22 protein-coding genes are annotated in these 24384 nt (G+C 58.3%); 9 read left to right on the top strand and 13 right to left on the bottom strand.

What is annotated here, in order from left to right; translation table 11 throughout:
• Positions 1–130 precede the first annotated feature (130 nt).
• The 3 genes from nirB to cysG all read left to right on the top strand — a co-directional run bounded on the left by nirB (position 131) and on the right by cysG (position 4524).
• Positions 131–2674, top strand: coding sequence for a nitrite reductase large subunit NirB (gene nirB / locus BHE81_RS17130; protein ID WP_002920243.1), 2544 nt, complete (start codon positions 131–133; stop codon positions 2672–2674).
• Positions 2671–2997 carry a nitrite reductase small subunit NirD gene (gene nirD / locus BHE81_RS17135; RefSeq protein ID WP_002920249.1) on the top strand — a complete coding sequence of 109 codons (327 nt, stop codon included), beginning with the start codon at positions 2671–2673 and terminating at the stop codon, positions 2995–2997. Before nirB ends, nirD begins: the two co-directional genes overlap by 4 nt.
• Before the next feature lie 153 nt (positions 2998–3150).
• Positions 3151–4524, top strand: a complete 1374-nt coding sequence (gene cysG / locus BHE81_RS17140; protein WP_002920252.1) for a siroheme synthase CysG — start codon at positions 3151–3153, stop codon at positions 4522–4524.
• Positions 4525–4596: 72 nt separating this feature from the next.
• Here cysG and trpS read toward each other — a convergent pair whose 3' ends face one another.
• The 12 genes from trpS to BHE81_RS17200 form a co-directional block, all read right to left on the bottom strand.
• The gene (trpS, locus tag BHE81_RS17145) at positions 4597–5601 is read right to left on the bottom strand and encodes a tryptophan--tRNA ligase (protein WP_002920253.1); all 1005 of its coding nucleotides are present in this window, start codon (positions 5599–5601) and stop codon (positions 4597–4599) included.
• Positions 5594–6355, bottom strand: coding sequence for a phosphoglycolate phosphatase (gph, locus tag BHE81_RS17150; protein WP_004188345.1), 762 nt, complete (start codon positions 6353–6355; stop codon positions 5594–5596). Before gph ends, trpS begins: the two co-directional genes overlap by 8 nt.
• Positions 6348–7025 carry a ribulose-phosphate 3-epimerase gene (rpe, locus tag BHE81_RS17155; protein ID WP_002920259.1) on the bottom strand — a complete coding sequence of 226 codons (678 nt, stop codon included), beginning with the start codon at positions 7023–7025 and terminating at the stop codon, positions 6348–6350. The genes gph and rpe overlap by 8 nt, the downstream gene beginning before the upstream one ends.
• 17 nt (positions 7026–7042) lie before the next feature.
• Positions 7043–7870, bottom strand: a complete 828-nt coding sequence (gene dam / locus BHE81_RS17160; protein WP_002920260.1) for an adenine-specific DNA-methyltransferase — start codon at positions 7868–7870, stop codon at positions 7043–7045.
• A gap of 78 nt (positions 7871–7948) precedes the next feature.
• Positions 7949–9235 carry a cell division protein DamX gene (gene damX, locus BHE81_RS17165; RefSeq protein WP_021440816.1) on the bottom strand — a complete coding sequence of 429 codons (1287 nt, stop codon included), beginning with the start codon at positions 9233–9235 and terminating at the stop codon, positions 7949–7951.
• Between the two features lie 84 nt (positions 9236–9319).
• The gene (gene aroB, locus BHE81_RS17170; RefSeq protein ID WP_004150047.1) at positions 9320–10414 is read right to left on the bottom strand and encodes a 3-dehydroquinate synthase; all 1095 of its coding nucleotides are present in this window, start codon (positions 10412–10414) and stop codon (positions 9320–9322) included.
• A 55-nt stretch (positions 10415–10469) separates the two neighbouring features.
• Positions 10470–10991 carry a shikimate kinase AroK gene (gene aroK, locus BHE81_RS17175; protein ID WP_002920267.1) on the bottom strand — a complete coding sequence of 174 codons (522 nt, stop codon included), beginning with the start codon at positions 10989–10991 and terminating at the stop codon, positions 10470–10472.
• A gap of 270 nt (positions 10992–11261) precedes the next feature.
• A complete protein-coding gene (gene hofQ / locus BHE81_RS17180; protein ID WP_021440817.1) occupies positions 11262–12506 on the bottom strand; it encodes a DNA uptake porin HofQ in 1245 nt (414 codons plus the stop codon).
• Positions 12439–12822: a HofP DNA utilization family protein gene (locus tag BHE81_RS17185; RefSeq protein WP_002920279.1), complete on the bottom strand. Its 384-nt coding sequence runs from the start codon at positions 12820–12822 to the stop codon at positions 12439–12441. The genes hofQ and BHE81_RS17185 overlap by 68 nt, the downstream gene beginning before the upstream one ends.
• Complete coding sequence (locus BHE81_RS17190) at positions 12812–13240, bottom strand: hypothetical protein (RefSeq protein ID WP_004174029.1); 429 nt, start codon at positions 13238–13240, stop codon at positions 12812–12814. Before BHE81_RS17190 ends, BHE81_RS17185 begins: the two co-directional genes overlap by 11 nt.
• Positions 13230–13763 carry a PilN domain-containing protein gene (locus BHE81_RS17195; RefSeq protein ID WP_032428423.1) on the bottom strand — a complete coding sequence of 178 codons (534 nt, stop codon included), beginning with the start codon at positions 13761–13763 and terminating at the stop codon, positions 13230–13232. The genes BHE81_RS17190 and BHE81_RS17195 overlap by 11 nt, the downstream gene beginning before the upstream one ends.
• A complete protein-coding gene (locus tag BHE81_RS17200; RefSeq protein ID WP_149888813.1) occupies positions 13747–14547 on the bottom strand; it encodes a pilus assembly protein in 801 nt (266 codons plus the stop codon). The genes BHE81_RS17195 and BHE81_RS17200 overlap by 17 nt, the downstream gene beginning before the upstream one ends.
• Before the next feature lie 118 nt (positions 14548–14665).
• Here BHE81_RS17200 and mrcA point away from each other — a divergent pair, with 118 nt between their 5' ends.
• Complete coding sequence (gene mrcA / locus BHE81_RS17205; RefSeq protein WP_004185951.1) at positions 14666–17224, top strand: peptidoglycan glycosyltransferase/peptidoglycan DD-transpeptidase MrcA; 2559 nt, start codon at positions 14666–14668, stop codon at positions 17222–17224.
• A 53-nt stretch (positions 17225–17277) separates the two neighbouring features.
• Here mrcA and nudE read toward each other — a convergent pair whose 3' ends face one another.
• Complete coding sequence (gene nudE, locus BHE81_RS17210; RefSeq protein ID WP_002920321.1) at positions 17278–17838, bottom strand: ADP compounds hydrolase NudE; 561 nt, start codon at positions 17836–17838, stop codon at positions 17278–17280.
• Positions 17839–18158: 320 nt separating this feature from the next.
• Here nudE and BHE81_RS17215 point away from each other — a divergent pair, with 320 nt between their 5' ends.
• The 5 genes from BHE81_RS17215 to pckA all read left to right on the top strand — a co-directional run bounded on the left by BHE81_RS17215 (position 18159) and on the right by pckA (position 24316).
• A complete protein-coding gene (locus tag BHE81_RS17215) occupies positions 18159–20288 on the top strand; it encodes an intracellular growth attenuator family protein (protein WP_004174025.1) in 2130 nt (709 codons plus the stop codon).
• A 60-nt stretch (positions 20289–20348) separates the two neighbouring features.
• The gene (yrfG, locus tag BHE81_RS17220; RefSeq protein WP_004181456.1) at positions 20349–21032 is read left to right on the top strand and encodes a GMP/IMP nucleotidase; all 684 of its coding nucleotides are present in this window, start codon (positions 20349–20351) and stop codon (positions 21030–21032) included.
• Positions 21029–21430, top strand: coding sequence for a ribosome-associated heat shock protein Hsp15 (gene hslR / locus BHE81_RS17225; RefSeq protein ID WP_002920326.1), 402 nt, complete (start codon positions 21029–21031; stop codon positions 21428–21430). The genes yrfG and hslR overlap by 4 nt, the downstream gene beginning before the upstream one ends.
• Before the next feature lie 18 nt (positions 21431–21448).
• Positions 21449–22333, top strand: a complete 885-nt coding sequence (hslO, locus tag BHE81_RS17230) for an Hsp33 family molecular chaperone HslO (protein ID WP_072145334.1) — start codon at positions 21449–21451, stop codon at positions 22331–22333.
• 360 nt (positions 22334–22693) lie between these two features.
• On the top strand, positions 22694–24316 hold the full coding sequence (pckA, locus tag BHE81_RS17235) for a phosphoenolpyruvate carboxykinase (ATP) (RefSeq protein WP_002920331.1): 1623 nt from the start codon (positions 22694–22696) through the stop codon (positions 24314–24316).
• The last annotated feature ends 68 nt before the right edge of the window (positions 24317–24384 follow it).

A 24384-nucleotide genomic window follows, 5' to 3' on the forward strand; every position in this document is an offset into this window, starting at 1 on the left:
CTTATAAAAATACTGACAAATCAAACGCATACCCATTAAGTGGTAGGTGAAGTTGTCATTGATTTGCATCAATAAGCCTGATGGCTGAATCGTTAAGGTAGGCGGTAATAGAAAAGAAATCGAGGCAAAAATGAGCAAAGTCAGAATCGCTATTATCGGTAACGGCATGGTTGGCCATCGCTTTATCGAAGAGCTTCTCGATAAGGCGCCTGCCGGACAGTTCGACATTACCGTGTTCTGTGAAGAACCGCGTATCGCCTACGACCGCGTCCACCTGTCGTCTTATTTCTCCCATCACACTGCGGAAGAACTGTCGCTGGTACGCGAAGGTTTCTATGAGAAACACGGCGTCAAGGTGCTGGTCGGCGAACGGGCGATCACCATCAACCGCCAGGAGAAAGTGATCCACTCCAGCGCCGGGCGTACCGTGTTCTACGACAAGCTGATTATGGCGACCGGCTCATACCCGTGGATCCCGCCGATTAAAGGCGCGGAAACCCAGGATTGCTTCGTCTATCGCACTATTGAAGATCTTAACGCCATCGAATCCTGCGCCCGCCGCAGCAAACGCGGCGCGGTAGTCGGCGGCGGCCTGCTCGGCCTGGAAGCGGCCGGCGCGTTGAAAAACCTCGGCGTGGAAACCCATGTTATCGAATTCGCGCCGATGCTGATGGCCGAACAGCTCGACCAGATGGGCGGCGAGCAGTTGCGGCGCAAAATCGAAAGCATGGGCGTGAAAGTTCACACCAGCAAAAACACCAAAGAGATTGTTCAGCAGGGCACCGAGGCGCGCAAAACCATGCACTTCGCCGACGGTAGCGAGCTGCAGGTCGATTTCATCGTCTTCTCAACCGGGATCCGCCCGCGCGATAAGCTGGCCACCCAGTGCGGGCTGGCGGTCGCCCAGCGCGGCGGCATCATGGTCAACGATAGCTGCCAGACCTCCGATCCGGATATCTATGCCATCGGGGAATGCGCCAGCTGGAACAACCGCGTCTACGGTCTGGTCGCCCCCGGCTATAAAATGGCCCAGGTGGCCGTCGACCATCTCCTCGGCAGTGAAAATAGCTTCACCGGCGCCGACCTCAGCGCCAAGCTGAAGCTGTTGGGTGTGGACGTGGGCGGGATCGGCGATGCCCACGGCCGCACGCCGGGCGCCCGTAGCTACGTCTATCTCGACGAAAGCAAAGAAGTTTATAAGCGCCTGATCGTCAGCGCCGACAACAAAACGCTGCTCGGCGCGGTGCTGGTCGGCGATACCAGCGACTACGGCAATCTGCTGCAGCTGGTGCTCAACGCCATCGAGCTGCCGGAAAACCCGGATTCGCTGATCCTCCCGGCCCACGCCGGCAGCGGCAAGCCGTCCATCGGCGTCGATAAACTGCCGGACAGCGCGCAGATCTGCTCCTGCTTTGACGTCAGCAAAGGCGACCTGATCGCCGCTATCAACAAAGGCTGCCACACCGTGGCGGCGCTGAAAGCGGAAACCAAAGCCGGGACCGGCTGCGGGGGCTGTATTCCGCTGGTCACTCAGGTGCTCAACGCCGAGCTGGCGAAACAGGGCATCGAGGTCAACAACAATCTGTGCGAACACTTCGCCTACTCCCGTCAGGAGCTGTTCCACCTGATCCGCGTGGAAGGCATTAAAACCTTCGACGAGCTGCTGGAAAAACACGGTCAGGGCTACGGCTGTGAAGTCTGTAAGCCGACCGTCGGTTCCCTGCTGGCCTCCTGCTGGAATGAGTACATCCTCAAGCCGCAGCACACGCCGCTGCAGGACAGCAACGACAACTTCCTCGCCAACATTCAGAAAGATGGTACCTATTCGGTGATCCCGCGCTCAGCTGGCGGCGAAATCACGCCGGAAGGGCTGGTCGCCGTGGGCCGCATCGCGCGTGAATTCAATCTGTACACCAAAATCACCGGCTCTCAGCGCATCGGCCTGTTTGGCGCGCAGAAAGACGACCTGCCGGAGATCTGGCGGCAGCTGATTGAAGCGGGATTCGAAACCGGCCACGCCTACGCCAAAGCGCTGCGAATGGCGAAAACCTGCGTCGGCAGCACCTGGTGCCGCTACGGCGTTGGCGACAGCGTCGGCTTCGGCGTAGAACTGGAAAACCGCTATAAAGGCATCCGCACCCCGCACAAAATGAAGTTCGGCGTCTCCGGCTGCACCCGTGAATGCGCGGAAGCGCAGGGTAAAGACGTTGGGATCATCGCCACCGAGAAAGGCTGGAACCTGTACGTGTGCGGTAACGGCGGGATGAAACCGCGTCACGCCGATCTACTGGCCGCGGACCTCGATCGCGATACGCTCATCAAATATCTCGACCGCTTTATGATGTTCTACATCCGCACCGCCGATAAGCTGACCCGCACTGCCCCGTGGCTGGACAATATGGAAGGCGGTATCGACTATCTGCGCAGCGTCATCATCGATGACAAGCTCGGTCTGAACGACCATCTGGAAGAAGAACTGGCTCGCCTGCGCGCCGCCTTCGCCTGCGAGTGGACCGAGACCGTCAACAACCCGGCGGCGCAGACCCGCTTCAAACACTTTATCAACAGCGACCAGCGCGACCCGAACGTTCAGGTGGTGCCGGAACGTGACCAGCACCGCCCGGCCACGCCGTATGAGCGTATCCCGGTTACTCTGGTGGAGGAAAAAGCATGAGCCAGTGGGTAAATATCTGCAGCATCGACGACATCCTGCCGGCCACCGGCGTCTGCGCCCTGCTCGGTCAGCAGCAGGTGGCGATCTTCCGTCCCTACCATGACGACAGAGTATTCGCCATCAGCAACATTGATCCGTTCTTCAACGCCAGCGTACTGTCTCGCGGGATTATCGCCGAGCATGACGGCGCGCTATGGGTCGCCAGCCCGCTGAAAAAACAGCGCTTCCGTCTAAGCGACGGCCTGTGCATGGAAGATGCCAGCCACTCTATCGCCCGCTTCGACGCTCGCGTGAAAGACGGACACGTTCAGCTTAAAGCGTAAGTCCTTCTCCCTCCCCCCGGCCACGGGGGGAGATATAAGTAACAGTTCTGACCGACAGCGCATGAGTGCGGGATATGTCGCATGTTTTGTATTACCTTTGCTGCTATTCTACGACCACTCGTTTTCTACCCCTTATTTTTATGAGGTTATTCTGTGGATCACTTACCCATATTCTGCCAGTTGCGCCAGCGCGATTGTTTACTGGTTGGCGGCGGGGATGTCGCCGAACGCAAAGCCCGTCTGCTGCTGGATGCTGGCGCTAACGTCACGGTCAATGCGCTCGACTTCACGCCCCAGTTTCAGGTGTGGGCTGATTCACAGATGCTAACTCTGGTGCAGGGGGAGTTTATCCCCTCGCTGCTGGATAACTGCTGGCTGGCCATCGCCGCTACTGATGATGAGACGGTCAACCAGCAGGTTAGCGAGGCGGCCGAAGCGCGGCGTATCTTCTGTAACGTGGTGGATGCCCCGCGCCAGGCCAGCTTTATCATGCCGTCGATCATCGATCGCTCGCCGCTGATGGTCGCCGTCTCCTCGGGCGGGACATCACCGGTTCTGGCGCGCCTGCTGCGCGAGAAACTGGAGTCAATTCTGCCCCTGCATCTCGGCCAGCTGGCCCGCTATGCCGGCCATCTGCGCGCGCGGGTTAAGCAGCAGTTTGCCACCGTAGGCGAGCGTCGCCGCTTCTGGGAGAAGCTGTTTGTTAACGACCGTCTGGCGCAGTCGCTGGCTAATGACGATCGGCAGGCAGTCGCGGATACCACTGAGCAGTTGCTGACGGAGCCGTTGGAGCATCGCGGCGAGGTGGTGCTGGTTGGCGCCGGCCCCGGTGACGCCGGGCTGCTCACGCTCAAAGGCCTGCAGCAGATCCAGCAGGCTGACGTGGTGGTCTATGATCGGCTGGTCTCCGATGACATCATGAATCTGGTGCGCCGCGATGCCGATCGGGTATTCGTCGGCAAGCGCTCAGGCTACCACTGCGTCCCGCAGGAGGAGATCAACCAGATCCTGCTGCGCGAAGCGCAAAAAGGAAGACGCGTGGTCCGGCTGAAAGGCGGCGATCCCTTTATCTTTGGCCGCGGAGGGGAAGAGCTGGAGACGCTTTGCGAGGCGGGCATCCCCTTCTCCGTTGTGCCTGGCATTACCGCCGCCTCCGGCTGCTCCGCTTATTCGGGGATCCCCTTGACCCACCGCGATTTCGCGCAGGGCGTCCGCCTGGTCACTGGCCACCTGAAAACCGGCGGCGAGCTGGACTGGGCGAACCTGGCGGTGGAGAAGCAAACCCTGGTGTTCTACATGGGTCTGAACCAGGCGCCGGCGATCCGCGAGAAGCTTATCGCTCACGGCATGGCTGAAGATATGCCCGCCGCCATCGTCGAGAACGGCACCGCTGTGACGCAAAAAGTGGTCAGCGGCACCTTAGGACAACTGGATATTCTGGCGCAGCAGATGGCCAGCCCGGCGCTGATCATCGTCGGCCGCGTGGTCGGTCTGCGGGATAAACTGAACTGGTTTTCGAACCATTAACCTTGCCTCCCATAAAGTGACAGGCATAAAAAAGGGCGGGATAGCATCCCGCCCTTTTAGCTGTTGCGTCGCTTACGGCTTGGCGACAAAGCCAATCGCTTCGTATACCGCTTTCAGGGTTTGAGAAGCCCGCGCGCTGGCCTTTTCCGCACCGTCTTTCATCACCTGATTGAGAAACGCTTCGTCGTTACGGAAACGGTGATAGCGCTCCTGCAGGTCAATCAGCATGCCCGATACCGCTTCGGCGACTTCGCCTTTCAGGTGGCCATACATTTTGCCTTCAAAATGCTGTTCCAGCTCAGGAATAGTTTTCCCGGTAACCGCGGAGAGGATATCCAGCAGGTTGGAGACGCCCGCTTTCTCTTTCAGATCGTAACGCACTACCGGCGGCTCGTCGGAGTCGGTGACCGCACGTTTAATCTTCTTGACCACCGATTTCGGATCTTCCAGCAGGCCGATGACGTTGTTGCGATTGTCGTCGGACTTGGACATCTTTTTCGTCGGCTCCAGCAGCGACATCACGCGCGCGCCGGATTTAGGGATAAACGGCTCAGGCACTTTAAAAATATCGCCGTAGATGGCGTTAAAACGCTGGGCGATATCGCGGCTTAGCTCAAGGTGCTGTTTCTGATCTTCGCCCACCGGAACCTGGTTGGTCTGGTACAGCAGAATGTCAGCGGCCATCAGTACCGGATAATCAAACAGACCGGCGTTGATGTTCTCCGCGTAGCGCGCTGACTTGTCTTTAAACTGAGTCATGCGGCTCAGTTCGCCGAAATAGGTGTAGCAGTTCAGCGCCCAGCCTAGCTGGGCATGTTCCGGCACGTGCGACTGCACGAAGATAGTGCTTTTCTGCGGGTCGATGCCGCAGGCCAGATACAGCGCCAGGGTGTCCAGCGTCGCCTTGCGCAGCTGCTGCGGATCCTGGCGCACGGTGATGGCGTGCTGGTCCACGATGCAATAGATGCAGTGGTAATCGTCCTGCATGTTTACCCACTGACGCAGCGCACCCATATAGTTGCCAATGGTCAGTTCACCTGAGGGCTGTGCGCCACTAAAAACGATGGGCTTAGTCATGTTTCAATTCCTGAGTTTCACTGTGCGGTAACCCGAGAGCGGGTAAGAGTTCGTTAAACTGGTCGAAGAGATAGTCCGGCTCGCTCAGCGCAAGCGGTTCACCATAGTTATAACCGTAGGTCAGACCAACAGAGCAGCAGCCTGCCGCTTTGGCCGCCTGAATATCATTGCGCGAATCGCCGACAAACAGCAGCTCGGCTGGAGCCAGAGAGAGCTTTTCCGCCACCAGCAGCAGCGGTTCCGGATGCGGCTTTTTATTCTGCACGTCATCGCCGCCAATCACCACGGTAAAATATTTCGCAATATCGAGCGCGTCCAACAGCGGGGCGACAAACGGCGTCGGCTTATTGGTAACCAGCGCCAGCGGCAGGCCTTTGGCATGCAGCGCGCCGAGCGTATCGGCCACCGCCGGGAACAGGAAACTGCCCTCTTCCGCCGCTTCGGCGTAATAGCGGTCAAACAGTTTACGCAAAATGCGCAGCTGCTCGTCTTGCGGAATATCATGATCGTCGACGGAAGGCTTACCCATCGCCGCACGTAACGTTGCTCGCTCCTGACGAGCCCAGGTCAGCGCCCGCTCCATCAGGACATCGGCGCCGTTACCGATCCAGGTGATAACGCGTTCTTCTCCCGCCACCGGCAGCTCCAGGGCGTACAGGGCGTTATCAACCGCCGAGGTTAGACCCGGCGCGCTGTCCACCAGCGTGCCGTCGAGATCAAATGCGATGCCGCGGATCGCCTGTAATTTATCCATGACTCACCTTCGCTAATTCACTACGCATTTGATCAATGACTTGCTTGTAGTCCGGCTGACCGAAGATCGCCGAACCGGCAACAAACATATCCGCACCCGCCGCGGCGATTTCGCCGATATTGCTGGCTTTCACGCCGCCATCCACTTCCAGGCGGATGTCGTAGCCGGACGCATCGATGCGCTGGCGCACTTCACGCAGTTTATCCAGCGTCTGGGGAATAAAGGACTGGCCGCCAAAGCCCGGGTTAACCGACATCAGCAGGATCACGTCCAGCTTATCCATCACGTAATCGAGGTAGCTCAGCGGCGTCGCCGGGTTAAACACCAGGCCCGCTTTACAGCCGTGCTCTTTGATAAGCTGCAGGCTGCGATCGACGTGTTCGGAGGCTTCCGGATGGAAGGTGATAATGCTGGCGCCGGCTTCGGCAAAATCAGGAATGATGCGGTCGACCGGCTTCACCATCAGGTGAACGTCGATTGGCGCGGTAATACCGTAATTACGCAGTGACTTCAGCACCATCGGGCCAATCGTCAGGTTTGGCACGTAGTGGTTGTCCATAACGTCGAAGTGCACGACATCCGCACCCGCCGCCAGCGCCTTCGCGGTATCCTCACCCAGACGGGCAAAATCAGCCGACAGAATCGAAGGGGCAATCAAATACTGCTTCATCCGCATCTCCTTGAAATTTATTTGGTCTTAGGCGGACGGTAGAGCGCTAATAGCTCGTCCACCTTTTTACGCGTACCACCGTTGCTGCTGATGCTGCGCCGCACCTTCACAATATGCGTTTCTGCCGCGTTTTTATACCATTCCTGCGTCAGCGGCGTGCGGTGGTTGGAAATCAGCACCGGGATGCGCTTTTTCATCAGCGATTCCGCCTTTTGCGCCAGCAGTACCTGTTGTTCCAGGTTGAAACTGTTGGTGTGGTAGGCGGTAAAGTTCGCCGTCGCCGTTAGCGGCGCATAGGGCGGATCGCAATACACCACTGTGCGGCTATCCGCACGTTGCATGCACTCTTCGTAAGATTCGCAGTAAAACTCGGCGTTTTGCGCCTTCTCGGCGAAATGATAGAGCTCAGCTTCGGGGAAATAGGGCTTTTTATAACGGCCAAACGGCACATTGAACTCGCCGCGCAGATTGTAGCGGCACAGGCCGTTGTAGCCGTGACGGTTCAAATACAGGAACAGCACCGCGCGACGCAGCGGATCCTGGCTTTGGTTAAATTCATCACGATACAGGTAGTAGCGCTCAGCGACGTTATTTTCCGGGGTAAACATCTCACGGGCGGCGGCGACGTATTCGTCGGTGCGCAGTTTGACGATGTTGTACAGGCCGATTAAGTCACTGTTGATATCCGCGAGGATATAACGAGAAAAGTCGGTATTAAGAAATACCGACCCGGCGCCCACAAAGGGCTCGATCAAGCACTCGCCTTCCGGCAAATGCTTTTTAATATCGTCAAGCAGGGGGAACTTTCCCCCTGCCCACTTCAGAAAAGCGCGATTCTTTTTCATGCTGCCTAACTAATTACACGTTCTCCGGCTGTGGAGAAAGCTCCGACAGCATCCTGCGCTTAAGACTACCCCACGGCATTATTTCAGGTCAGCCTGAACCTGATGCAGCGGTTTTGCCCATGGATTTTTCGCCTGCACGTCCGCCGGCAGCGAGGTGACAGCACGTTTCGCTTCATCTTTCGATGCATAGATACCGCTCACCAGCACGTACCATGGTTGGCCGTTACGCGACGTTTCATAGACAACATATTTATCCAGCTTCTCTTTCTTCGCCCAGTTGTTGAGGTTGTCGTAGTTAGAGGAGCTGCTGAGCTGCAGAGTATAGTGACCCGACGGCGCAGTTTTCATTGAGCTGACGTCACCTGCCGTCTTCCCGCTCTTCGCTGCCGGCGCTGCCGCAGCTGCCGTTGCCGCTGGCGCTGCGGTCGTCGTGGTCGGCTTGCTCTGAGCGGTGGCCACCGGTTTGCTTTCGCTGACGGACGTTTTCGCCGGAGCGGTGGTCGCCGTGCTTTCAACATGCTTCGGCTGGACCGGCTTCGATTCTACCGGCGTTTTCGCCACGGCCTGTGGCTTCGGCTGCGGCTTCGCTTCGATAACGGTATGCTTACGTTCAGCCGGACGCGGGGTCGCTGCTGTCTGACGCTCGGTCGCCTGGCGCGGCGCCGCGGTGCCATTGGCGCCATTCCGGATTGGCGCGACGGTAGCCGGTTCAGTCGGCAGCGTCGAGTTAGCCACGGCGCCGTCCAGTTGGCCCTGCTGCTGGGTCAACGCATTGTTCAGATCGCCCTGAACTTCGATACGCTGCTGGCCCTGCGGCGCAGCCGCTGCCTGGCCCTGCGTCGGGTTCGCGGCAATAGGCGGTACCGTTACGTCCTGCTGTGAGGTGCTGTTAGCAGCGGCAGTCTGATCCTGGCCGGCAGCAGGCATGCTGGCGGACTGGTCGTCAGACAGATTAATGCTCTTCTCGCCGGAAGCGGTCTGCTGGCTGGAAGATGATGGCGATTTCAGTGCGGAACCGATACCCACGATCAACAGCAGCAGCACCAGAATCCCCACACCCATCATGATGTACTGGCGGGAGGCCGGTTTGGCCGGCGCTTTTTTACGCTTGCGCGGACGACGCTCTACAGGCTGCTCTTCGAGCATCTCCTCGTCTTGCGCATCCAGTTCTTCTTCGAACTCTTCCTCTTCACGCTCGCGACGGGCCTTACCAGCGCGCGTCGGACGGCCTTCATCGGCATCAAGATCAACATCGTCAAAATTGATCTGCGGATCGGCATCACGCTCGGAAGACTGACGGGAACGACCAGCACGACGATCGTTGCGATCGGCTTTCATATCGTCTTCTGGTTTGAAATCATCCATTTAACACCCCACTAAAAGGCTTATGCTCACGATTATTGCACATCACCCGAAATGATAACGCCGCGCGAACGCGGCCAGACCTTCTTATTGTTGCGCCTGCTGAGTATCAGCAATCGCGCCAAGAACCACATCGTGCGGCACTCCGCCGCGCAGCTCGCTGCTTCCTATTGCGAGCGGGAGCACCAGCCGCATTTCGCCAGCCAGTACCTTTTTATCGCGCATCATATGGGGCAAATACGCCTGCGCACTCATTTCCTGCGGGCCGCGTACCGGTAAGCCTGCACGCTTGAGCAGCTCGATAATGCGCTGAGTATCCTGCGCGCGAAACTGCCCCAGCCGTTCGGACGTGCGTGCCGCCATCACCATACCTGCCGCCACCGCTTCGCCATGCAGCCAGTTACCGTAGCCCATTTCCGCTTCGATAGCATGGCCGAAAGTATGTCCAAGATTGAGTAAAGCACGTAACCCGGTTTCACGCTCGTCGGCTGCCACAACCTCCGCTTTCAGTTCACAGCAGCGGCGAATGCAGTACGCCATGGCGGTATCGTCCAGCGCCAGCAGCGCATCAATGTTGTTTTCCAGCCAGCTGAAGAATTCACCATCCAGGATCACCCCGTACTTGATGACCTCAGCCAGTCCGGAAGCGAGCTCGCGCTTCGGCAGAGTTTTCAGACAGTTAAGATCAACTACCACGGAAACCGGCTGCCAGAAGGCGCCAATCATGTTTTTGCCGAGAGGGTGGTTCACTGCGGTTTTGCCGCCGACCGACGAGTCGACCTGCGACAACAGGGTGGTAGGGACCTGGATGAAACGCACGCCGCGCTGATAGCTTGCCGCGGCGAAACCGGTTAAATCACCGATCACCCCCCCGCCAAGCGCCACCAGAGTGGTGTCGCGGCCATGTGGTTTTTGCAACAGCGCAGTAAACACGGTATCCATCACCGCCAGGCTTTTGTATTGCTCGCCGTCTGGCAGAATGACGCTGTCAACGTTGACCCCTGACTGCTCCAGCGCAGAGCGGACGGTATCCAGATAAAGCGGCGCCAGCGTTTCGTTGGTGACCAGCATAGCCTGGTCGCCCGACTTGAGTGGCAGGAAGGAAGCTGGATCGTTAAACAAACCAGCCGCGATGGTAATCGGGTAACTACGTTCCCCGAGGGTAACAGTAAGCCTCTCCATAACGCGACATCCACCTCAATGACTATTACTCTGACGCACTTTTATTAAGCCAGAATCAGTTGCTTTCCAGCATATGAATAATCTGGTTCGCGACGACTTTCGCACTCTGATCGTCTGTGCGGATAGTCACATCGGCGATCTCTTCATACAGCGGGTTACGCTCGTCAGCCAGCGCTTCCAGCACTTCACGAGGCGGCGCATCGACTTGTAGCAAAGGACGCTTTTTATCGCGCTGCGTACGGGCCAACTGCTTCTCGATCGTAGTTTCCAGGTAGACCACCACGCCGCGGGCGGAGAGACGGTTACGCGTTTCACGGGATTTTACAGAGCCGCCGCCAGTCGCCAGCACAATCCCCTGTTTTTCCGTCAACTCATTGATAATTTTCTCTTCACGGTCGCGGAAGCCTTCTTCGCCTTCAACATCGAAGACCCAGCCCACATCAGCGCCAGTGCGTTTCTCAATCTCTTGATCAGAATCGTAAAATTCCATGTTGAGCTGTTGGGCTAACTGGCGCCCAATAGTGCTTTTGCCGGCACCCATAGGCCCAACCAGAAAGATATTGCGTTTCTCTGCCATTTTTTCGGTACTACTAAGACTATTCGTTAATGATAAACCCGCTTCGCAGACACCCAGCGCCGCAGGGCATGAACTGAAACCTCATATGCAATAGAGCGAGAGTCAGACTAAAAATTATCTCAATACTCCGGCTGGTTTGGCAACTGAATAAAATCGCCGGACAATAAAGGGAGGATTGATGTCGTACCCGACTCTCAAATCGGTACCCCTTGTATGCTAAATCCGTCCTCACGTCAAACACCTGAAACGTGTTTAGCATGAAAAACCTGCTTAACGTACTGCCAGAATCCGTGGCGTAATAAAGACAACCAGTTCGCGACGTTCATTATCTTTCCCGTCACGACGGAACAGACGTCCCAGTACCGGGATATCGCCAAGCAGCGGGACGCTGTCGCGGGCGGTTTTGTTTTTCTGCGAAAAGATGCCGCCCAACGCTAAAGTCTCGCCGCTGCGAACTTCCACCAGGGTCTCTATCTCCTGCTTATCGATGGCCAGCGCTTCGCCGTTTTCCTGCTTCAGCACCTGGCCTGGCGTATTCTCGCTTATTCGCAGCTTAAGCCGCACTCTTCCCTGCTGCAGCACCGTCGGCGTGACCTCCATGCCCAGCACCGCCTCTTTGAACTCCACCGAAGTGGCGCCGCTTTCGCCACTGGAAACCTGATAGGGGATCTCGCTTCCCTGCTTGATGCTGGCAGGCTGCATGTGGGAGGCCAATAAACGCGGGCTGGCAATAATTTCGACCTGCTGCTTGCGCTCCAGCGCGGATAGCTCCAGCTCAAGCAAGCGACCGTTGATCTTGCCGACGTTAAACCCTGCGCGGGTGCTGGCATCGTTTACCGATACATCGCTGCTTAGGGTGGTGATTTGCCCGGAGCCTGGCGGGCTTCCGGCTTCCGCAAGCCGCCACTTCACCCCCAGCTCACGAAGGCTGGTTTCGCTCATCGACACGATATGGGCGGCCAGCTCCACCTGGCCGACCGGCAGATCCATCTCCTGCGCCCAGGCCTTCAACGCCGGCAGGTGCCGGGCATCATCGCGGATCAGCAGCCGATTAGTCCGTTTGTCCGCCATCAGGTGTCCCCTGGCGCTGAGCAGCTTTCCGCCGCTTTTAGCCAGCTCCTCAGCGTCGGCAAAGTGCAGGGTCACGCTCTCCGCCTGCAGGGGCAGGTTCTGCAGGCGTTTCTCCTGTTCGGCTTCACGCTGCGCCTGATTTGCCTTTTGCCAGGCCTGAGTGTGCGCGTAGATGACCGTCCCCTGCTGTTGCAAAGAGAGACCCGCGCTATCCGCTACCGCCCGCAGCGCCTGGCTCCAGGGAACCTTCTGCAGACGCAGGGAGAGCGTGCCGCTGACGTCCGGCGCGACGACGAGGTTCTTATGGTTCATTTCGGCCAGGGCTTGCAGCACCTGGGCCACTGGCGCATCGTCAATCACCAGCGAAACCGGTTTATCATTGCGGGCGGCGGGGGCCACCGCCAGCGGCAGCAGCAGAAGCAGCAGGCTTATCCATCGCATCATGTTGTTTCCCTTCACGTTGCCAGCGCCACGCTGGCGGTTCACATCCCGAAGACGTGACGATGTCCAGCTCACCGGCCGTCAGCCGGCTCACCCGCCAGCCCGTGGGCAATTGCTCATCCATGCGTACCCGTCGCCACTTTCCGTTCCCATCCTGCAGAAACCCCGTCCAGCCAGCCTCATCCCCAACCGCCCCGCCATAGCGCCATTGCGAAAGCTGCGCCGTGCGGCAGGGATCCTCAACCGGCTGGAAAGGGTCACGCTCGGCCGCCAGCAGCGACAGCGGTAGCCACAGGAAGATCCAGCGTTTACCGCTCATCTTCCGCCTCCAGCAGCAGTCGCAGGCGGAGCGTCTGCGCCTCACGGCCCAGCGAAAACGAACGCGGATTCATCCCGCAGCGCGCCAGCCAGGAAAAAAGCGCGGGTACCGTTGACCAGGACAGGGTCAGCTCCATCTCGCCGCCGCTTCCCTGCGGACGCCAGGCGATAAGCTTCGCTCCGGAGAGCGGAATGGCTATGGGCGAAAATGACTGCGTGTCGATGCGCGCCCCGGGATTTTCCTCGCCGGGGATGCGCAGCGCCATGATCCGCCGCCACTGCGTTTGCAACGCCGCATCACGGGTTACCGCCGCCTGCGGCGGGCGCAGATCGCGCCAGAGCGCCACGCCGCCTCCCGACAGCCCCATTGCGATCAGGATCGGCAGCCCCGTCCAGGCGCCCCGAAGGTTAATCCGCATCAGCGCGCGCTCCCGTCAGGGAAAAACTGAACTGCCAACGCCCCTCGGCGTCGCGCTGGGTCCCGCCGGCTTTTGCCGGCGCGAATCCCGCGACGCGAGTCAGTGCAGCCTCCACGCTGGTTAGCGCCTGCAGGTTAAGGGCCAGGCCGTCCAGCGTGAGGAGTACGCCCTGGTACTCCAGCCGCGTCAGCCACGCCTGCGCGGGCAGATCTGCCGCCAGCGCCTGCAGCCTGGGTTGCCAGGCGGCGATCGCCGATCTGCGCTGGTACTGCTGGCGCTGCCGTTGATGCTGCTGCCACGCCTCACGCATCGCCTGCTCGCGCTGCTTAAGCGAGGCGAGCAGCTGCGCGTCGGCCGTCGTGTGAAGCGTCGCCAGGAAGTCGCGCTGCAGACGCGCCGTTCGGCTCACCAGCAGGCCCATCCCGCCCAGCAGCACAATGCCGATGGTTAACAACAGGACGTAGCGCAGGCGCTGGCGGCGACGCAGGTCGCGCCAGGGAAGAAGATTAACGACATGCGTCATGCCGCCCGCCTCCCAGCGCCAGCCCAAGGGCAATGGCGTAACGATCGCCATCGGCTGGCAGCGGGGGCTGCCGACGGTGAATCACTTGCCAGACATCAAAGCGACTGGCCTCATCGCCCGCGTCAATACACAGGCGCAGCGGAATCTGAAGCTGCCCCGCCAGCTGGCTTAAGGACCCGACATCAGCGCAGGCGTCGCTGCCCCAGGCCTCACGGGTCGCCCACAGCCAGTGCTTTTCATCCCGCCACGCCAGGCCCTGGTCTGCCGCAGTCATCCAGGGGAAAAAGGCGCCGAGCGCACTGGCATCCGGTACGATGGCCGCCACCCGCAGCCGCAGCCGCCCTGCCAGCTCCCGCAGAACATTGATATCCAGCCGCTGCGCCGCCGTAACCTGCCAGCCGTCATCCCGCGAGGTAGGCGCATAATCAATACATAGCGCGGAGGCAGGCATTGCCAGCTGCTGGCTCATGGCGCTGGCTACCCACGTCGCCTGTTCCCGCTCCCGCAGGGCGAACTGGGGATACGGAAGACGCTTTTGCAGTGTGTGCACCGCGGGAAAGGCGATACTAACCTGATGCTGCGCCGGTAGCTCCCGCCGCCAGGCGGCCAGCCGCGAACCGAGTGCGCTGACGTCCGCCACCATTCCCTGACGTACCAGCCCCGGCGGCAATGGGATACGCCACCAGCGGCGCAGCGCCCAGTGTGAACGTTCATGCAATAGCGCGACAATGGCAATGCTATCCTGTTGGATATGCATTCCAAGCCGCCAGTTTCTGAAAGCCATGCTTACGATCTCCTTATCCGGCAAAACTGCCCGGCTATATCAATGCACCTGGCTTGCCTTTATACTACCGCGCGTTTGTTTATAAACTGCCCAAATAAAACTAAATGGGAAAACACCGGTGAAGTTCGTAAAGTATCTATTGATCCTTGCAGTCTGTTGCGTACTGCTGGGAGCAGGCTCGATTTTTGGCCTCTACAAATACATAGAGCCGCAACTCCCCGACGTCGCAACCCTGAAGGATGTGCGTTTGCAGATCCCGATGCAGGTCTATAGCGCCGACGGTGAGCTTATTGCGCAGTACGGCGAAAAGCGCCGTATCCCTGTGACGTTGCAGCAAATTCCCCCCGAGCTGGTGAAAGCGTTTATCGCCACCGAAGACAGCCGCTTCTATGAGCACCATGGCGTCGATCCGGTAGGTATTTTCCGCGCCGCCAGCGTGGCGATGTTTTCAGGCCACGCCTCCCAGGGCGCCAGCACCATCACCCAGCAGTTAGCGCGTAACTTCTTTCTCAGCCCCGAGAAGACGTTGATGCGTAAGATTAAAGAGGCCTTTCTGGCCATCCGCATCGAGCAGTTGCTGAATAAAGATGAAATCCTTGAGCTGTATCTGAACAAGATCTACCTCGGCTACCGCGCCTATGGCGTCGGCGCCGCGGCGCAGGTCTATTTTGGCAAACCTATCGACCAACTGACCCTGAGTGAGATGGCGGTGATTGCCGGTCTGCCGAAAGCGCCTTCCACTTTTAACCCGCTCTATTCGATGGATCGCGCGACCGCCCGTCGCAACGTGGTGCTGTCGCGTATGCTGAGCGAAGGATACATCACCCAGGCGCAATACGATGAGGCGCGCAGCGAACCCATCGACGCCAGCTATCACGCGCCGAAAATCGCCTTCTCCGCCCCTTACCTGAGTGAAATGGTGCGCCAGGAGATGGTGAATCGCTACGGCGAGCAGGCCTACGAAGATGGTTATCGGGTCTACACCACCATTACCCGTAAAAACCAGCAGGCGGCCCAGCAGGCGGTGCGCAATAACGTGCTGGATTACGATATGCGTCACGGCTACCGCGGCCCGGCCAGCGTACTGTGGAAAGTCGGCGAAACGCCGTGGGAGACGAAGAAGATCGTCGATTCGCTGAAGCGTCAGTCTGGCTACGGTCCGCTTTTCCCGGCGGTGGTCACCTCCGCGAATGCCCAGGAGGCTGTCGCGCTGTTGGCTAACGGCGACTCCGTTTCGCTGACGATGGAGGGCGTGCGCTGGGCCCGTCGCTTTATCTCTGATACGCAGCAAGGGGCGACCCCGCGTAAAGTCAACGACGTTGTGCAGGCCGGGCAGCAGATCTGGGTACGCAAGGTGGGTGACAGCTGGTGGCTGTCCCAGCTCCCGGACGTCAACTCAGCGCTGGTCTCCATTAACCCGCAAAACGGCGCGATTATTGCCCTTGTCGGCGGGTTTGACTTTAACCAGAGCAAATTCAACCGCGCCACCCAGGCGCTGCGCCAGGTCGGCTCCAACATTAAACCGTTCCTCTATACCGCCGCGATGGATAAAGGCTTAACGCTGGCAAGTATGCTCAACGATGTGCCGATCTCGCGCTGGGATGCGGGCGCAGGTTCCGACTGGCGGCCGAAGAACTCGCCGCCGCAGTATGCCGGTCCGATTCGTTTACGCCAGGGCCTGGGGCAGTCGAAAAACGTGGTGATGGTGCGCGCTATGCGCGCCATGGGCGTAGACTACGCCGCCGAGTATCTGCAGCGCTTTGGCTTCCCGGCGCAGAACATTGTCCACACGGAATCGTTGGCGCTGGGCTCAGCCTCCTTTACGCCCCTGCAGGTCGCTCGCGGTTATTCGGTGATGGCCAACGGCGGCTTCCTGGTCAATCCTTTCTTTATCAGTAAGATTGAGAACGATCAGGGCGGGGTCCTCTTCGAGGAGCGTCCGAAAATTGCCTGTCCGCAGTGTGATTTACCGGTAATTTACGGCGATACGCCAAAATCCAACGTGCTGGAAAACAAGGATGTGGAAGATGTCGCCACCTCCGCGGAACCGCAGAATGGCAACGTGCCGCCGCAGCCGCAGCTGGAGCAGGCCAACCAGTCGCTGGTCGCGCAGAGCGGCGCACAGGAATACGCGCCGCATGTGATTAACACACCGCTGGCCTTCCTGATCAAGAGCGCGCTGAACAGCAACATCTTTGGCGAGCCGGGCTGGATGGGCACCGGCTGGCGCGCCGGACGCGATCTGCAGCGGCATGACATCGGTGGGAAAACCGGGACCACCAACAGCTCGAAGGACGCCTGGTTCTCAGGCTACGGACCGGGCGTGGTGACCTCGGTTTGGATCGGCTTTGACGATCATCGTCGCGATCTTGGCCGGACCACCGCCTCCGGAGCGATTAAAGATCAGATCTCTGGCTATGAAGGCGGTGCCAAAAGCGCCCAGCCGGCCTGGGACAGCTTTATGAAGAGCGTGCTGGAAGGCGTTCCGGAAGAACCGTTAACTCCGCCGCCGGGTATCGTCACGGTGAATATCGACCGCAGCACCGGTCAGTTGGCGAATGGGGGCAATAGCCGGGCGGAGTACTTTATTGAAGGAACCCAGCCCACCCAGCAGGCAGTCCGTGAGGTGGGCACCACCCTGACTGACGGCGGCGGTGAAACCCACGAATTGTTCTGACAAAAAAAGCGCCTGCGGGCGCTTTTTTATTGCTGCTTAGCGTGGACGCTCGTTCAGAGTCGGCCCTGGGCCTGCAGCCATTCCCGCACTAAAAACAACGCGCTGACGTTACGGGCCTCGTTAAAATCTTCTTCATCCAGCAGCGACATCAGCTGCGCCAGCGGCCAGCGCACCTGCGGTAGCGGCTCAGGTTCATCGCCCGGCAGTGACTCCGGATAGAGATCTTCCGCCACCATGATATTCATTTTGCTGGAGAAGTAGGAGGGGGCCATACTGAGCTTCTTCAAAAACGTCAGCTTATTGGCGCCATAGCCAACCTCTTCTTTCAGCTCGCGATTGGCCGCTTCATCCACGGTTTCACCTGGATCAATCAGCCCTTTGGAGAAGCCCAGCTCGTAGGACTCCGTCCCCACGGCATACTCACGAATCAAAATAATGTGATCATCCACAATCGGCACAATCATCACCGCTTCACGGGTGGAAGGCCGCATACGTTCATAAACGCGACGCACACCGTTGCTGAACTCCAGATCGACGCTTTCGACATTAAAGAGGCGCGAACGGGCGACAGTTTCAACATTGAGAATGGTGGGTTTTTGTAATGATTTGCTCATTGTCATCGGTCTATGCTGTGATTAAGCAGTCATTGTGCGATACGCAACACGCTTTCGGCAATCCAAATTGCTACTTATTTACAGAGTTGTAACCTTTTCCCTGCAGGGGGAAAAGTAATAAAGATAAAAAAGTCAATAGCTTGAATTCGCTTTGAGAATTTACCGATTTCTGCGCTTTAACGTTTTTGGTAAGCTTGTGCGCTGCTGCATGACATATTCACTACCCTGTAAGCAGGTGCGCCGCTAACACTGCAGCTTGACGTTAGTCTTCACGTTCACCGACGATTTCGTAAGAAAAAAATAACTTTGATGGGATGGGCATGGGCACCTTTCTGATATTCCTTACAGCTCTGCTAATCTGCGTATTGCTCATCGGATGGTGGTATCGCGCTCACGCCAGACGCCGCCGACTCCCCCTACTGCACGCCTTTAGCGACGCTACCACGCGGCAGCTTCCTGCGGATGAGCGCCAGGCTATTGAGAAGTATGTTGCCGAGTTGAGCCACGCCCAGCAGGTGCCGGCGTCCGGTGCGACCAGCGCGCCTGTCGCTCTGGCGCTGAACGAACAGAGTGATACCGTCTATGCGGTGACACGCGCCATCACCCGCTACGGGATCACCACCGACGCGCCGAATAAATGGCGCTATTTCCTCGATTCGGTTGAAGTTCATCTGCCGCCGTTCTGGGAACAGCATATCAACGATGAAAACAGCGTCGAGCTGATCCCCACCGACAGCCTGCCGCTGGTTATCACCCTTAACGGTCATAGCCTGAGCGACTATCGCCAGGAAGCGCAAAGCTACGCCCTGGAACGCGCTTCGGCCACCCAGGCCTCCATTCGCGGCGAAGAGAGCGAGCAGGTAGAGTTGCGGCAGATCCGTCGGGAAACGCCTGAAGAACACGCTCTGAATCGCCCGGACGGGCTGCGCGAAGCGATCCTGATCGTCGCCTCCTTTCTGTTCTTTTATTTCAGCCTGATTGGGCCAGCTGTCTTTACCCCCTGGCTGGTCGCCGCAGGTTTGTTGCTGCTCGCCGCCGGACTGTGGGGGATTTATGCCCCGCCGCGTCGCGCCGCGCTGCGCGAAATCCATTGCCTGCGGGGCGTCCCTAAGCGCTGGGGATTGTTTGGCGAAAACGATCAGGAGCAAATCAATAACATCTCGCTGGGCATTATCGATCTCATCTATCCGCGCCACTGGCAACCCTGGATTGCCCAGGACCTGGGGCAGCAGACCGATATTGATATCTATCTCAACCGCCACGTGGCCCGTCAGGGACGCTACCTGTCGCTTCATGATGAAGTGAAAAACTTCCCGCTGCAGTACTGGCTACGCAGCGCGATTATCGCCGCCGGCGCCCTGGTGGTGGTGATTATGCTGTGGGCCAGCGTACCGTTGAATATGCCGTTTAAGTTCACCCTGTCGTGGCTGAAGGGCGCGCAAACGATTGAAGCCACTACCGTCAGCCAGCTGGAAAAAGCCCATGTGCGCATTGGCGATACGCTGCGCCTGACCGGTACCGGGATGTGTAATATCCGCACGCCGGGCAGTTGGTCCGCCAAAGAGGATTCGCCGTTCCTGCCTTTCGATTGTTCACAGATTGTGTGGAACGACGCCCCTCCTCTGCCGCTGCCGGAGTCTGACATTGTCAGCAAAGCGACCGCCCTGATGCAGTCCGTCCAGCGCCAGCTGCACCCGGAAACCGACGATGATTCCCGCGTCAGCCCTGCCCTACGCTCCGCCATTCAGAAATCAGGCATGGTGCTACTGGATGATTTCGGCGATATCGTGCAGAAAACTAACGATCTCTGCTCGGCAAAGGATGATTGCCTGCGGCTGAAGAATGCGTTGGTCAATCTTGGCAATACCCGTAACTGGGAAACGTTAACCAAGCGCGCCACCGCCGGCAAGCTGGATGGCGTGAACGTGCTGCTGCGGCCGGTCAGCGCCGAGTCGCTGGAGAATCTGGTGACCACCTCAACCGCGCCCTTTGTGATACGCGAAACCTCGCGGGCCGCGCAGGCGCTGAACAGCCCGGCTCCCGGCGGTTTTCTTATCGCCAGCGATGAGGGCAGCGTACTGGTCAATCAGCCGTGGCCGGCGGTGAGTCTGTATGATTATCCGGCCCATGAGCAGTGGGGCGAACTGCGGCGGCTGGCCGGTATGCTCATGCATACCCCCTTCCATGCCGAAGGTATCGTTACCAACCTGTTTACTGACGCCAACGGCACGCAGCATATCAACCTGCATCGCATCCCCGACCGCAGCGGCCTGTGGCGTTATCTGGGCATCACCCTGCTGCTGCTGTCAATGGTGGGGTGCATGGCTTACCACGCCGTGCAGGCCCTGCGTCGTTATCAACGCCATCGTCAGCGTATGGAAGAGATTCAGAAATATTACGAAAGCTGCCTTAATCCGGTTTTGCTCCCCTCATCTGACTCGCAAGATTAATTTTCCCGGCGACAGGGTGTGATACCCTGTCGCCCATTTTCCGCTCGCTGGAGAGTCATCATGCACTTTGATATCGCCTGGCAGGAGGTCGATACCGTTCTGCTGGATATGGACGGCACGCTCCTGGACCTCGCCTTCGACAACTACTTCTGGCAAACGCTGGTGCCTGAAACCTGGGGGGCCGCCCGCGGCCTCAATTTGCAGGAGGCGAAAGACGCCATGCGCCAGGAGTATCACGCCGTGCAGCATACGCTAAACTGGTACTGTCTGGATTACTGGAGCGAGCGCCTGGGTTTGGATATTTGTGCGATGACCAGCGAACAAGGTCCGCGCGCCACGCTGCGCGAGGATACCGTGCCGTTCCTTGATGCGCTCAAGGCCTGCGGTAAGCGACGCATTCTGTTGACCAATGCCCATCCCCACAATCTGGCGGTGAAGCTCAAACACACCGGCCTGGACGCGCACCTTGATTTATTACTTTCCACCCACACATTTGGTTATCCGAAAGAGGATCAGCGTCTGTGGCGCGCCGTGGCGGAGGAAACTGGCCTTGAGGCGCACAAAACGCTGTTTGTCGACGACAGCGAGGCGATACTGGATGCCGCGAGGGAGTTTGGCATTCGTTACTGCCTGGGTATTACCAATCCTGACTCCGGACTGGCGGAAAAGCAGTATCTGCGCCATCCGGGGCTGAATGATTACCGACGACTGATCCCTTCGCTTACCCCGAAGGAGAGGCGATGAAAGAGAAGCCCACCGAAACCGTCAGACTGGACAAATGGCTTTGGGCCGCCCGCTTTTACAAAACCCGCGCGCTGGCGCGGGAAATGATTGAAGGCGGCAAGGTGCATTACAACGGACAACGTAGCAAACCCGGAAAAATCGTCGAACTCGACGCCATGCTGACGCTGCGCCAGGGCAACGACGAGCGGACGGTGCGCATTATCGGCATTACCGAACAGCGCCGCCCGGCAAGCGAAGCCGTCAACCTGTATGAAGAGACGGCGGAGAGTATCGAGAAGCGTGAAAAAATGGCCCTGGCGCGCAAAATGAACGCCCTGACCATGCCGCACCCTGACAGACGTCCGGACAAGAAAGAGCGCCGCGACCTGATGAGATTTAAACACGGCGAGAGTGAATAACTCGCGCCAGAAAGAGAGATGATTATGACTCAACACGATCAATTACATCGTTATCTGTTTGAAAACTATGCCGTGCGCGGCGAGCTGGTGACGGTGTCGGAAACCCTGGAACAGATTCTGGTGAATCACACCTATCCCCAACCGGTCAAAACGGTGCTGGCGGAGCTGTTGGTCGCCACCAGTCTGCTGACCGCGACGCTGAAGTTTGCCGGCGACATTACCGTACAGCTGCAGGGGGATGGCCCTTTACAGCTGGCGGTGATCAACGGCAATAACCAGCAGCAGCTGCGCGGCGTCGCGCGCGTGCAGGGCGAGATTGCGGACGATGCGGATCTGAAAACGATGGTCGGCAACGGCTACCTGGTCATTACCATCTCTCCGGAAGAAGGTGAGCGCTATCAGGGCGTGGTCGGTCTGGAAGGCGATACGCTGGCCGCCTGCCTGGAAGATTATTTCCAGCGTTCAGAGCAGCTGCCGACGCGCCTTATCATCCGCACCGGCGATCATGAAGGCCAGCCGATGGCGGGCGGGATGCTGCTGCAGGTGATGCCGGCGCAGGATGCCCAGACTGCCGACTTCGAGCACCTGGCGACGCTTACCGAGACCATTAAGGCGGAAGAGCTGTTCACCCTGCCGGCAAATGATGTGCTGTGGCGTCTGTACCATGAAGAAGAAGTCACGGTCTACGACCCGCAGAGCGTGGAGTTCAAGTGCACCTGCTCCCGCGAACGCTGCGCCGGCGCGCTGAAGACGCTGCCGGATGAAGAGATTGATAGCATCCTCGCCGACGAAGGCGAAATTGATATGCACTGCGACTACTGCGGTAACCACTATATCTTCAATGCCATGGACATCGCCGAGATCCGTAATAACGCCTCTCCGGCCGATCCGCAGGTTCATTAATCCCCGCATCTTTCTCAGGCACAGGGCGGCAATGTTGTTTGTCGCGTTGTGCCTGACTTTTAATTTATTCGCGAGTTGAATCGATTTTCCCTGAAAGAGTTACGTAATTTAATTTCAGGAAAGCGATTACATTCACATTTCGGCAGTTTTTTTAATTACTTTTTAACCATTGAGAAACATCTAACCCCACCATCCGCCCATTTCCTGAGATAATCCACTCCACTTCGTGACAGGAGTCACCGTTTTTATCGTCATTCTGAGGAATGTCGAGATACGTAAATCTATGAGCCTGGTCGCGGTCAATACCCGGCAATTAACCCTACAATTTACAGCAGTACATCTTGGCTAAGGAGCAGTGACATGCGCGTTAATCATGGTTTAACCCCGCAGGATCTCAAGGCTTATGGTATCAATGACGTCCAGGATATCGTCCACAACCCCAGCTACGACATGTTGTTTCAGGAAGAGCTCGACCCGAACCTGGAAGGCTACGAACGTGGCGTATTAACCACTCTGGGTGCTATCGCCGTCGACACGGGCATTTTTACCGGTCGTTCTCCGAAAGATAAGTATCTCGTGCGCGACGACACCACCCGCGACACCGTCTGGTGGTCCGATAAAGGCAAAGGTAAAAACGACAACAAGCCGCTTTCGCAGGAAACCTGGCAGCATCTGAAAGGGCTGGTGACCCAGCAACTGTCCGGTAAACGCCTGTTTATCGTCGACGCTTTCTGCGGCGCCAACGCCGATACCCGTCTCAGCGTACGTTTCATTACCGAAGTGGCCTGGCAGGCGCACTTCGTTAAAAACATGTTCATCCGTCCGAGCGATGAAGAGCTGGCTGAATTCGAGCCCGACTTCATCGTGATGAACGGCGCGAAATGCACCAATCCGCAGTGGAAAGAGCAGGGCCTCAATTCGGAAAACTTCGTCGCCTTCAACCTCACCGAGCGCATTCAGTTGATCGGCGGCACCTGGTACGGCGGCGAGATGAAGAAAGGGATGTTCTCGATCATGAACTACCTGCTGCCGCTGAAGGGCATCGCCTCCATGCACTGCTCAGCCAACGTCGGCGAGAAAGGCGATGTCGCCATTTTCTTCGGCCTCTCAGGCACCGGCAAAACCACCCTCTCCACCGACCCGAAACGCCGCCTGATTGGCGATGACGAACATGGCTGGGATGACGACGGCGTGTTTAACTTCGAAGGGGGCTGCTACGCCAAGACCATCAAGCTCTCTGAAGCGGCCGAGCCGGATATCTATCACGCCATCCGCCGCAACGCCCTGCTGGAAAACGTGGTGGTACGCGCCGACGGCACGGTCGATTTCGATGACGGTTCAAAGACCGAAAATACCCGCGTCTCCTACCCCATCGACCACATCGACAACATTGTTAAGCCGGTGTCTAAAGCGGGTCACGCTACCAAAGTGATCTTCCTGACGGCCGATGCGTTCGGCGTCCTGCCGCCGGTCTCCCGCCTGACCGCCGACCAGACGCAGTACCATTTCCTGTCCGGGTTTACCGCCAAACTGGCCGGCACCGAGCGCGGCGTAACCGAACCCACGCCAACCTTCTCCGCCTGCTTCGGCGCCGCCTTCCTGTCGCTGCACCCGACGCAGTACGCCGAAGTGCTGGTCAAACGCATGCAGGCGGCTGGCGCGCAGGCTTATCTGGTCAATACCGGCTGGAACGGCACCGGCAAGCGCATCTCGATTAAAGATACCCGCGCGATCATCGACGCCATCCTCAATGGCTCGCTGGACAACGCGGAGACCTTTACCCTGCCGATGTTTAACCTGCAGATCCCGACGGCGCTCCCGGGCGTGGATACCCACATCCTCGATCCGCGCAGCACCTATGGTTCCCCGGAGCAGTGGCAGGAAAAAGCCGACCAGCTGGCGAAGCTGTTTATTGAGAATTTTGAGAAGTATACCGATACGCCAGCGGGCGCCGCGCTGGTGGCGGCAGGACCGCAGCGCTAACGGGCGCAAAGGTGAAAAAGCCGGGCTTGCCCGGCTTTTTATTGTGCAACATCCTGAGCAGCTAACCG

Origin of the sequence: Klebsiella sp. AqSCr (assembly GCF_008452795.1) — a bacterium.
GTDB classification, from domain to species: Bacteria; Pseudomonadota; Gammaproteobacteria; order Enterobacterales; family Enterobacteriaceae; genus Klebsiella; species Klebsiella pneumoniae.